The sequence below is a fragment of the Falsigemmobacter faecalis genome (assembly GCF_003863335.1).
Lineage (GTDB): Bacteria > Pseudomonadota > Alphaproteobacteria > Rhodobacterales > Rhodobacteraceae > Wagnerdoeblera > Wagnerdoeblera faecalis.
The window spans coordinates 101,736-112,412 of sequence record NZ_RRAZ01000017.1; the positions used below are offsets into that span (position 1 = coordinate 101,736).

At 63.1% G+C, this 10,677-nt stretch carries 9 protein-coding genes; 1 reads left to right on the forward strand and 8 read right to left on the reverse strand.

Annotated elements, in window-relative coordinates; translation table 11 throughout:
* Window positions 1–35: 35 nt before the first annotated feature.
* Entirely contained in the window at window positions 36–2,012 is a 1,977-nt protein-coding gene (locus tag EG244_RS12880; protein ID WP_124965400.1) for a hypothetical protein, read from the reverse strand.
* 137 nt (window positions 2,013–2,149) lie between these two features.
* Here EG244_RS12880 and EG244_RS12885 point away from each other — a divergent pair, with 137 nt between their 5' ends.
* Window positions 2,150–2,833, forward strand: coding sequence for a thiamine diphosphokinase (locus EG244_RS12885; RefSeq protein WP_124965401.1), 684 nt, complete (start codon window positions 2,150–2,152; stop codon window positions 2,831–2,833).
* Here EG244_RS12885 and EG244_RS12890 read toward each other — a convergent pair.
* From EG244_RS12890 to EG244_RS12920, 7 genes are all read right to left on the reverse strand, one after another.
* Entirely contained in the window at window positions 2,763–3,698 is a 936-nt protein-coding gene (locus EG244_RS12890; RefSeq protein ID WP_124965402.1) for a DMT family transporter, read from the reverse strand. The genes EG244_RS12885 and EG244_RS12890 overlap by 71 nt on opposite strands.
* Before the next feature lie 120 nt (window positions 3,699–3,818).
* The gene (locus EG244_RS12895; RefSeq protein ID WP_124965403.1) at window positions 3,819–4,988 is read right to left on the reverse strand and encodes an ABC transporter substrate-binding protein; all 1,170 of its coding nucleotides are present in this window, start codon (window positions 4,986–4,988) and stop codon (window positions 3,819–3,821) included.
* A gap of 45 nt (window positions 4,989–5,033) precedes the next feature.
* A complete protein-coding gene (locus EG244_RS12900) occupies window positions 5,034–6,920 on the reverse strand; it encodes an AMP-dependent synthetase/ligase (RefSeq protein WP_124965404.1) in 1,887 nt (628 codons plus the stop codon).
* 2 nt (window positions 6,921–6,922) lie between these two features.
* Entirely contained in the window at window positions 6,923–7,696 is a 774-nt protein-coding gene (locus EG244_RS12905) for an ABC transporter ATP-binding protein (protein WP_124965405.1), read from the reverse strand.
* Window positions 7,693–8,493, reverse strand: coding sequence for an ABC transporter ATP-binding protein (locus EG244_RS12910; RefSeq protein ID WP_124965406.1), 801 nt, complete (start codon window positions 8,491–8,493; stop codon window positions 7,693–7,695). Before EG244_RS12910 ends, EG244_RS12905 begins: the two co-directional genes overlap by 4 nt.
* Window positions 8,490–9,572, reverse strand: a complete 1,083-nt coding sequence (locus EG244_RS12915) for a branched-chain amino acid ABC transporter permease (protein WP_124965407.1) — start codon at window positions 9,570–9,572, stop codon at window positions 8,490–8,492. The genes EG244_RS12910 and EG244_RS12915 overlap by 4 nt, the downstream gene beginning before the upstream one ends.
* 3 nt (window positions 9,573–9,575) lie before the next feature.
* Window positions 9,576–10,451: a branched-chain amino acid ABC transporter permease gene (locus EG244_RS12920; protein ID WP_124965408.1), complete on the reverse strand. Its 876-nt coding sequence runs from the start codon at window positions 10,449–10,451 to the stop codon at window positions 9,576–9,578.
* Window positions 10,452–10,677: the final 226 nt, after the last annotated feature.

Sequence of the window (10,677 nt, forward strand, 5' to 3'; positions counted from 1 at the left end):
GGGATGCGCCTTTTTTCATGTCTCGGGTCCTGGTCTCAGGCGGCAGCGCCGTCTTCGGCCAGGGTGAACAACCCGCGGCTGGCGCGCAGGATGCGGCCTTCACGCAGCAGGGTGCCAAAGGCGATCAGCGCCTCATCCCTGCTGAAACCGCGGGCTTCAAGCTCTGCCTCGCGCATCAGTTGCGGGCGGGTGAAGACCGGCTCCTCTGCGGAGGCCAGGATCGACTGAGCGGCAGTCTCCAGAAGCTCGGTTGCCGCATCAATCGAAAGACCCGGAGCACGGGCCGCCAGCGGCGCGGGGGCCACGGCTTCGGCAAGAACCGCCGAGCTGACCCGGCGCGGGCGCATCGGAGCGGCGGGAGCGGGGGCGGGGGCCGCGACGGCCGCGGGGGCCCGCTCAACGCGCTGCGACGAGACCAGCACCAGCGGCGCCACACGCCCCCCTGCTGCCGGACGGCCTGCTTCTTCGGCGCTGACCGCATCGGCCAGATCGTTGCGGTAGACCACCGTCTCATCCTTCGGTTCACGGCGCAGGCCCGGGATCATCCGCTCTGCCACGGTGGCCGCAACGGCCGCCTTCAGATGCGCGATGGTCGAGGTGCGGCGACGGGTGGCGGGCTCTTCCATTTCAGAGCCGACCTGACGGATCAGACGCTCCACCGAGACCTGTGCGACGGCGGCCGCAGGCGGCGCATCGGGGCGCTCGCGCAGCGGACGAAGCGGCGCGGGGCGTGCGGTGGCCGCACCGCTGCGCTCAGGGCGGCGCGGGCGGGCCGGAAGCGCGGTCTCAGCCTCTGCGGCGGCCTCTGCGGCGATCTCGGCAACGGGTGCCACTTCGGCCACGGCTTCTGCCACGCCAGGCGCCTCAGGCAGATGCAGGCGCGGCAGAGAGGCCGCCGGGGCCTCTTTCGTCTCCTCAAGCGCCCCCAGAAGCGAGGCGATCATGCTGTCCGTCTCTGCGCTGTCGCTGGTCGCCACCGGAGCGTCTTCGCGCAGGATGCGGATGACACGGCGCGGAGGGCCGGGCTGCACCGGCGTCTCAGCAGCTGCCTGCGCGGTCATACGCGCAATCAGGCTTTGGACATCGGGGGAGGCCTCCGCCGCAGCGGCGGGGGGCACAGGTGCGACAGTGTCACGGGCCAGATCGTCACGGGCCTCTGCTTCAAAGCCTGCAAGGCTGCTTTCGAGCGCATCAAAGCTGAACCCGCTATCCGCAGCAGCTGCGGCATTTTCAGCTTCACGCGCGGCGCGGCGGGCGCGGCGGCGCTCCATCTGGCGGCTGCGGCGGCGGACTTCCCAGCCATTGGGGCTGTCAGCGGCGGCCTCTTCCTTTGCGGCTTCCGCCGGATCAGCGGCGACCGTATCGGACGGCGCTTCGGTCTGCAGCGCCTCAGCCTCTGCCAGCAGGCTGGCAGCGGTGCGGGAGCCCGCCGCAACAAGGTCTTCGCCCAGATCGCTTTCCGGGGCCAGATCCAGCGTCAGATCGGTCAGATCGGGCATTTCAGCCTCAATCGGGCCGGCAGAGATTTCCTCAGCTGCCCCAGCCTCATATGCGGCTTCTTCTGCGACCTCAGCATCGGCGTCGCGGGCCTGAGAGGCGGCGCGAAGACGCATCAGCCGCTCGGCCACGCTTTCACCGCCGGCTTCAGGCGCATCGACCGCCCGCAGCGCAGGACGCTGCGCCGGCAGTTCCGGCTGCGCGTCTTCAGCGGTATGCATGGTGATGCGCGGCTGAACATGCTCAGCCTCGGACGGATCTTCTTCGGCGCGCAGCACGACGCTGTTCTCCGTCACCCGCGCCTCAACACGGCGCTGGATCTCGCGCTCGGCGATGCGGTGCAGCATGGCTGCATCGGGCTGCGGCGGCTCTGCGCCAAAGTAGCGGTCTTCTGACGCCAGATCGCGGAAATACTCCGCAATCGCCTTCATCGTGCCGAATGGGTCGTTAAACCCCTCCAATGTGCAGGAGAAGGTTCCGTAAGAAACCGTCAGAATACGGTTCTGTTGCACCATGACATTCTGCCTTCCGTCGGAACGAAATCCTTAACTCCCCCTGTTATGGCCTGCCTCCTGGGAGGCGGCGGGGCGAGAAAAAGGATTGTTCGTGGCCGAACTTGCCAAACTTTGCCTTAATTGAGATGAGTTTTCCCATGGAAACGAAACTTGTCGAGTCCCTCCATGGGATCACCCTGATCGGCGGCGGCCCTGTGCAGCCCGCCCTGATGACCGAAGCTCTGGCCCTCGCTCCCACTGTGGTTGCAGCGGACGGAGGGGCTGATCGGGCAATAAAACTTGGGATTACACCCCATGCGGTGATCGGTGATCTGGACAGTCTGAGCCGTGCCGCACGCCAGCGGTTCGCCGACCGGTTGCACCGCATCCCTGAGCAGTCTTCCACCGATTTCGACAAGGCGCTGCGCCACATTTCCGCCCCATTCTGCCTCTGCCTCGGCTTTTCGGGCGGCAGGGTTGATCACGCCCTCGCCGTCTTCAACTGCCTCGTGCAAAGGCCCGGGCGGCGGGCGCTGATTCTGTCGCCCTCAGATGTGGTTTTTGCAGCGCCTGCACAAACTGAGATCCGGTTGTCGCTGCCGCCGCGCTGCCGGGTGTCGCTGTTTCCGATGGCGGCGGTCACCGGCACCTCCGCGGGGCTGCGCTGGCCGATTGAGGGGATCAGCTTCAGCCCGGCGGGGGCCATCGGCACCTCGAATATTGCGACCGCCCCCGAGGTCAGCCTGCGCTTTGATCAGCCAGGGATGCTGGTCATTCTGCCGCGCGCGCAGCTGCGGGCCGCGCTTTCTGCGCTCGGGACTGAACATGTTCGCGGAAAATGATGTAAAGCCCTGAGGCCACGATCACCCCGATCCCGCACCAGGTCAGAAAATCGGGGAAATCGCCAAAGACCGCCCAGGCCAGCGTCGCGGCGGAGACGATCTCCAGATAATGCAGCGGCGCAAGCACCGATGAGGCCGCAAAGCGGAAGGCATAGGTCATCATCATATGGCTGACTGTGGCCGCAACGCCGACGCCCGCAACCCAGGCCCAGGCAATGCCCTCAGGCATCATCGGGGCGAGATCGGGGATCTGCCACAGCGCCCCGGCCGCCAGCAGCGGCAGACAGATCAGCGCTGACATCCAGGCCGTGTGAAACTGCATCGCCTCAGGGGCCACATGCAGCGAGGCGGCGCGGGTGATCATCATATAGGCCGCAAAGCTGATCGCCGTGCCAACGGGCAGCAGCGCCACCAGACCAAATTCCGAAAACGAGGGCTGGATTACCAGCAGCGCCCCCGCAAAACCCACCGCACAGGCGGCGATCCGGCGCGGGCCGACCCGCTCAGCAAAGAGCATCCATCCGGCCAGCAGAATGATGAAAGGCTCAACAAAAGCGATGGCCAGGGCATCGGCGATCGGCATGACCGCCACCGCCCGCACAAAGGTCAGCGTGGCGATGACCGAGGCCAGCGAGCGCCAGAACACCAGCTGCGCACCGCGACGGCTCAGCACCCGCGAAAACCGCCCGCTCATCAGCACCGGGGCCATCAGCGCGCCCTGCACCACATAACGCCCAAGCGTGATGATCCCCACCGAGACCGTCGCCGTGGCCAGTTTCGAGCTGACATCGATCAGCGGCGCAAAGAGGCAAAAGCCCAGCATCAGAACAATCCCGGTCATCACCCGGTCACCGGAACGCTGCATCGCCTGCCCTCTTTTACCTGCCCCCTCCGATGCATAGCCGCAGCGGCGCTTTGGTAAAGAGCGAAAGCGCAAATAAAACGGCAGCCCCGAAGGGCTGCCGCGCAGGTGCTTTCCCGAAGATCAGAGCGCTTCGCGCGCGATCAGATGCCACATGCCGTCACGGACGATCGAAATGGTCACCTCATTGGCGCCCTGATGATTGTCGGCGGTGTATTTCATATGCATGTCGGTCAGCTCATCATGATAATCGAGCGATTCCATCCCCGCGAGGAAGGTCTCCTGGTTCAGGTCTTTGCCCGCCGCTTCCAGAGCGCGCACCACCAGATCGGCGGTGGTATAGCCCAGCATCGCAAAGCCGGTCGCGGGCTGGCCGTATTTCTCTTCATAGGCCTTGATGAAAGCGGCCGGAACCGGATCGGCTTTGCGCGGCTGCAGATCCACCCAGCCTGCGGCAGCATAAAGCCCGTCGGTGACGCCACCGGGGACGGCGGCCACGGCCTCAAGGAAGCCCGCAGAGGTCGCGAGGAACTTCACATCGGTCCAGCCCAGCTGTTTGGCGGTGCCGACCACGGTGATGCCTGCGCGCACGCCCAGCGCCATGGTGACGATTTCACAGCCATCGGCCTTCAGCTTTTGCACCGCGCCCACGAAATCCTGCTCATCGGGTTTGTGGGTGGTCTCAGAGACAAACTCCAGACCCAGCTCTGCCGCCTTTTCTTTGGTAGCCGAAGAGATCTCGGTGCCGAAATCCGTCGGCAGATACATCGTGCAGACTTTTTTCAGCCCGGTCTCTTTGGCGAGATAGCGCAGCCCCGCCACGGTCTGATCGTAATAGCTGGAGAAGCCGGTGAATTTGGTCTTGAAGTTGTCATGTGGCAACATCTCCCGCGCCGCGGTCAGCGGGTTGATGTTAAAGACGCCCTTGGGGTCCATCACCTGAAAGCCCGCAAGGTTATGCGGCGTGCCCAGCGACTGGATCATCGCGAAGACTTTGTCGCGGTTGACCAGCTTGTTATAGGCCTGGGTCGCGCGGGGCAGCTGATAGCCCATGTCTTCAGCGATGAATTTGATCTGGCGGCCATGCACGCCCCCCGCGGCATTGGCCTGCGCAAAGCGCAAAGAGGCGCCGTTCATCGCGGGCACGCCGATGGCGGCGAAGATCCCCGACATATCATTGACCGAGCCGATCACGACTTCACTGTCGCTCACGCCCTGGGTCTGTGCATAGGCCGCCTGGGACAGGCCCAGAGCCAGCACGGCGGTTGCTACTGCCTTCATGGTCCGTTTCATTCCGTCCTCCCTGCTGCGGTGCCCTCCCGAGGCTTCCGCATCCATTCAATACATCTCGTCGATCAGTCCCTTGTGCTTCTTCTCCACGAAGCTGCGCTTGAGCTTCATGGTGGCGGTCAACTCGTCGTCTTCAGCCGTCAGCAAAACATCGATCAGGCGGAAATCCTTGATCTGCTCGACACGGGCGAATTCTTTGTTCACGGCATCAACTTCGGTGCGGATCAGCGCCTGCACCTCTTCGGTGCGGGTCAGCGAGGCGAAGTCGGAATAGAAGACCTTATGGGTCTGGGCGTATTTCTCGACATTCTCCTGATCGATCATAACCAGCGCGGTCAGATATTTGCGCCGGTCGCCGATGATCACCGCATCCGAGATGTAATGGCTGAACTTCAGCCGGCTTTCGATCTCAGCCGGGGTGATGTTCTTGCCGCCCGCCGTGATGATGATGTCCTTGAGGCGCCCGGTGACCGAGAGATAGCCCTGCGCATCAATCTGCCCGATATCCCCGGTCCTGAGCCAGCCGTCTGCGGTAAAGGTCTCGGCGGTTTTCTCCGGCAGGTTCAGATAGCCTTTGAAATTCGCCAGCGCCTTTGTCTGGATTTCACCGTCTTCAGCAATCCGCAGCTCCACCCCCGGCATCGCCTGGCCGACTGAGCCATGCTTTTCCATCCCGGGGCGGTTCACGGTGCAATTGGCGGCGTTTTCCGTCATGCCGTAGCCCTCATAGACCGGCACGCCGATGGCGCGGTACCATTTGATCAGCGCGGGGCTGATCGGGGCCGCGCCTGAAATCCCCTGCTGCAGCCGGTCAAGCCCCAGAAGCTGGCGCAGATTGCGAAAGACCAGAAGATCTGCCGCGCCAATGGCCAGGCGCTGCGCCGGGTTCGGCGCTTTGCCCGCCGCCTGCAGATCGGCGCGCAGCATCCCCGCCTTCATCGCCAGCTCAAAGGCTTTGCGCCCGGTCCAGGTCGCCTCCTGCGCCAGGATCAGCACGCGGGAATAGATCTTCTCCCAGACCCGCGGCACGGCTGAGAAGGTCTGCGGGCTGACCTCGCGCAGATTGTCAAAGACCGTCTCGGTGCTCTCGGCAAAATTCACGATGGAGCGCGCCGCCAGCGGGAAATAGGCCGAGTTATCACGCTCAAAGATATGACAAAGCGGCAGGAAGCACAGCTGCTCTGCCCCCGGCTTGACCGCCAGATTGCACAGCCCGCCGTGGATGGCGTGGATGATATTTTCATGGGTCAGCATCGCGCCCTTGGGCGGACCGGTGGTGCCTGAGGTATAGATCAGCAGCGCCACATCCTCAGCGCGGTTGAGGTCAATCTCCGCCTCAAAGAACCCCGGCTTTGCTGCCTCACAACTGCGGCCCAGCTCATAAAGCTGCTCAAGGAAAAGAAAACGATCCCCCGTCAGGGCATGCAGCCCCTCGTCTTCGAGAATGATGACCTTTTCAACGCCCGGTGCGCCGTCCGGGATTTCGAGGAATTTATCAAGCTGCTCTTCGTTTTCGACCACCAGAAAACGGCAGCGGCTGTCGGTCAGGATATAGCCCAGCTGGCTGGCCGAATCGGTGGTATAGACCCCCGAGGAGACGCCCCCCATACATTGCACGCCCTGATCGATATAGAGCCATTCTTTGCGGTCTTCGGACAGGATCTGCACCACATCGCCGCGCTGCATCCCAAGGCTGCGCAGGGCAAGACCGATCCATCTGGCATGGGTGTAATACTCCCCCCAGGTGAATTCCTTCCAGATGCCTAAATGCTTTTCGCGATGCGCCACCGCATCAGGGACCTCCTGCGCGCGCTGGCGAAACAGCGTCGAGAGCGTGGCGCAGCCGTCCACCATCAGCGGGCGCTGGCTGCTGTCTTCATTGATCGAGATGCCTTTGACGCTGCGCATTTTCGGCAGGGTTTGATTCAGAGACATGCTCACCTCCAGGTCTTGCGGCGCTTCCAGCGGCGTTCACCGCGGGCACCTTCATTGGCATGGCCCAGATAGAAGCTCTGAATGTCCTCGGATTCCGCCAGCCGCGCGGCTGAGCCGTTCATCACGATACGCCCCAGCTCCAGCACATAGCCATCATCGGCCAGATCCAGCGCCACGGCGGCGTTTTGCTCGACCAGCATCATGGTGACGCCCTCATCTTTATTGAGACGGCGCAGGATGGCGAAAATCTCCTGGGTCAGCAGCGGCGAAAGCCCCAGCGAAGGCTCATCGAGCAGCATGAGTTTCGGCCGCAGCATCAGCCCCCGCCCGATGGCCAGCATCTGCTGCTGCCCGCCCGAAAGCGTGCCCGCCTCCTGGGCGCGGCGCTCGGCCAGGATCGGGAAATAGGTGAAAACCATCTCACGGTCGCGGGCGATCTCGGCCTTATCGCGGCGCCGGTAGGCCCCGAGGGTCAGGTTCTCATCCACCGTCAGCAGCGGAAAGACCTCACGCCCTTCCGGAACATGGACGATACCGGCCTCAACCACGCGGTGGGGTTCCAACCCGCTGACCCGCTCACCCTCAAGCAAAATCTCGCCTTTTTCGGCATTCATAATGCCCGAAATGGTCTTCAGAAGCGTGGTTTTGCCCGCCCCATTGGCCCCCAGAACGGTGACCACCCTGCCCCGCGCCACGCTGAGCGAGACACCGCGCAGCGCCATGATCGGGCCGTAAAAGGTCTCAAGGTTGCGGATTTCCAGCAGCGGTGTGCTCATTGACGCTCTCCGCTGGCTGAGGCGGTTTTCGACACCGCACTGGTCCCGAGATAGGCCGCGATCACTGCCGGGTCAGACTGCACCTGCGCGGGCGTGCCCTCAGCGATCTTTTTGCCGCCATCGAGGGCCACGACCCGGTCACAGACCCGCGCGACAAGGCCCATGTCATGCTCGACCATCACAACGGTGATCCCCATCTGGCGGCGAATATCGTCAATCCACCAGCGCATGTTCTGCGTCTCTTCAACCGAGAGGCCGGATGCCGGCTCATCGAGCAGCAAAAGCCGCGGCTTGGTGGCCAGCGCCCGCCCGAGTTCCACCACCTTGCGGATGCCGTAAGGCAGCCCCGCAATGCGCTGGTCGCGGTAGGGCTGCAGATCAAGGAAATCGATGACCTCCTCCACCGCCTCGCGATGCGCGCGCTCCTCGGCGCGGACGCGGGGGGTAAAGAAGATATTCTCCAGCGCACTTGTGCTGCGGTGGCGGTGCCTTCCCACCAGCAGGTTCTGAAGCACCGTCGCCTGGTGAAACAGCTCAATATTCTGAAAGGTGCGCGCCACACCCAGGGCCGGAACGGCATGGGAGGGACGGGCCAGCAGGTCCTGGCCGTCAAAGCGGATCGAGCCGGAGGCCGGGGTGTAAAACCGCGAAATCAGGTTAAAGACCGTCGATTTGCCGGCACCGTTCGGCCCCACCAGGGCGAAAACCTCGCCCTCTTTGACCGAGAGGTTCAGCGCGTTCACCGCCGTCAGCCCGCCGAATTTCAGGGTGACGTCTTTTAATTCCAAAAGGCTCACCGCAGACGCTCCGTTTTCAGATAGGATTTCTGGCGCTTGAACATGTCCTTACGCGCAAAGGGAAACAATTCTGCCCATGTGCGTATTTTCAGCCAGCGTCCATAAAGCCCCATCGGCTCAAACAGGATGAAGAGGATCAGCAGGAAGCCAAAGACCCCGGTCTCCAGCCCCGGAACCGACATCCCCCGCCCAAAAGACGAGGTCAGGATCGACAACAGCTGCGGCAGGAAGGCCACCACCACCGCGCCAAGGAAGGCGCCGTGAATAAAGCCAAGACCACCGACCACCACCATCATCACCAGCTGAATGGCGATCAGGAAGTTGAAGGTCTCATTGTTGAAGGCCCCCGCAAAGAGCCCCATCAGCGCTCCACCAAGACCCGCAATCGCGCAGGACAGCCCAAAAGCCATGGTCTTGGTGCGCGCGATATCAACCCCCATGGCCTGGGCCGAGATTTCACTGTCGCGCACCGCCGCAAAGCTGCGCCCCAGCGGCGAGCGCAGGATATTGCGGTAGGCCCAGGTCACGCCCAGCACCACCACCAGCACCATCCAGTAGTAATAATCCGGCGTAGACCACCGATCGATCACCAGCCCTAAGATATTGATTTCCGGCGCATATTTCCCGTTCACGCCCCCCGTCCAGGGCGCCAGCAGCACGATCAGGTCATCGGCCAGAATCGCCAGGGCCAGGGTGGCAATCGCCAGATAGACCCCATGCAGCTTCAGCGCCGGAATGGCGATCAGCCCGCCGATCACCCCGGTGATGACTCCCGCCAGCAGGAAAGCGACAATAAAGGGCACCCCCGCTTCCATCATCAGCACACAGGCATAGCAGCCAAGCGCCATGAAAGCCGAATGCCCCAGGCTCACTTGCCCCGTCTGCCCGGTCAGCAGCATCAGCCCCAGACCCGAGACACTCCAGATCAGCACATTGGTCATCTCACCGATGAAGAACTCATCGAGCAGCAAGGGCAGCCCCATGGCAAAAACCAACAGCGCCAGATACAGCCCCCGCTTCCACCAATCGGGAAAGAGGTCGATATCGGTGTCGTAATTCGTCTTGAAGTGAAACCGCATCGCTCAGACCTTTTTGGTGCGGACCTGCGCGAACAGGCCATGCGGACGAAAGACAAGAACAAGGATCAGCAGGGCATAGGGCGCAATCTGGCTGTAACCGGGCGGCAGATAGCGGGCGGCAAAGGGCTCAATCACACCGACGATAATGCCGCCGAACAGCGCACCCGGCAGCGAGCCGAAGCCGCCGATCACCGCCGCCGCGAAAGCCTTGATGCCGATGAACCCCGCATTGGGATCAATCGCGCCCTTGGAGGCGTAAAGCACACCCGCAACCGCCGCGACCACACCGGCCAGCGCCCAGACCAGCCCCTGAACGCGCTTGACGGGGATGCCCATGTAATAGGCCGCCATCTGATTCTGGCTCGCCGCCTGCATCGCAAGGCCAATCCGGGTGCGCTGAAAGAACTGAAAGAGAAAGAAGGTCAGCAGCAGCGTGGTGATAATGACCGCCAGATCCGCGATGCTCAGGACCACCCCGCCAAAGCGCAGATCCCCTCCGGCCAGCGGCGAATGCAGCGACTGCGGGTCATGGCCCCAGATCACCCCCACCACAAAGCGGATCACAAAGCCCAGAGCGATGGTCAGAATGATGATCGCGGTCTGGCTTTCGCCAAAGACCGCGCGCAGGATCGTGGCATCGATCAGATAGCCGATCAGCGCCATAATCAGCAGCGCCAGCGGCAGTGCCAGCCAGAACGGCATCCCGAGATATTGCGGATTGACGAGGCCCAGGGTCACGAAAGCCCCCAGCATCATCAGGTCACCCTGGGCGAAATTCACCGCCTCGGTGGCCTTATAGATCAAAACGAAGCCAAGCGCGACCAGGCCGTAGACACAGCCATTGGCCAGCCCGCTTACGAGGAGCTGTACCACGTCCATCGATGTCCTCCCTGAGCAGGCGCCGCTCTGCGGCTGCGTCCTGCACCGGGTCAGGCCTCCCGCCTGCCCCTGCACCCATGTGGCATTGCCGCAGGCGCAGTCGTCAAGGAAAATCCCCCGCTGACCTAAGGGAAGGAAGGGCTTAGGGGGATCACAGCCACGTCAGCCCGGCGTGAGCGGACATGAAAAAGGTCGGGTTATTGGGCTGCCGCGCGCCCACCCGACG

Excerpts from the sequence above, each read along its gene's own strand:
- EG244_RS12880 (WP_124965400.1), bottom strand. The coding sequence starts at position 2,012 with ATGGTGCAACAGAACCGTATTCTGACGGTTTCTTACGGAACCTTCTCC.
- EG244_RS12885 (WP_124965401.1), top strand. The coding sequence starts at position 2,150 with ATGGAAACGAAACTTGTCGAGTCCCTCCATGGGATCACCCTGATCGGC.
- EG244_RS12890 (WP_124965402.1), bottom strand. The coding sequence starts at position 3,698 with ATGCAGCGTTCCGGTGACCGGGTGATGACCGGGATTGTTCTGATGCTG.
- EG244_RS12895 (WP_124965403.1), bottom strand. The coding sequence starts at position 4,988 with ATGAAACGGACCATGAAGGCAGTAGCAACCGCCGTGCTGGCTCTGGGC.
- EG244_RS12900 (WP_124965404.1), bottom strand. The coding sequence starts at position 6,920 with ATGTCTCTGAATCAAACCCTGCCGAAAATGCGCAGCGTCAAAGGCATC.
- EG244_RS12905 (WP_124965405.1), bottom strand. The coding sequence starts at position 7,696 with ATGAGCACACCGCTGCTGGAAATCCGCAACCTTGAGACCTTTTACGGC.
- EG244_RS12915 (WP_124965407.1), bottom strand. The coding sequence starts at position 9,572 with ATGCGGTTTCACTTCAAGACGAATTACGACACCGATATCGACCTCTTT.
- EG244_RS12920 (WP_124965408.1), bottom strand. The coding sequence starts at position 10,451 with ATGGACGTGGTACAGCTCCTCGTAAGCGGGCTGGCCAATGGCTGTGTC.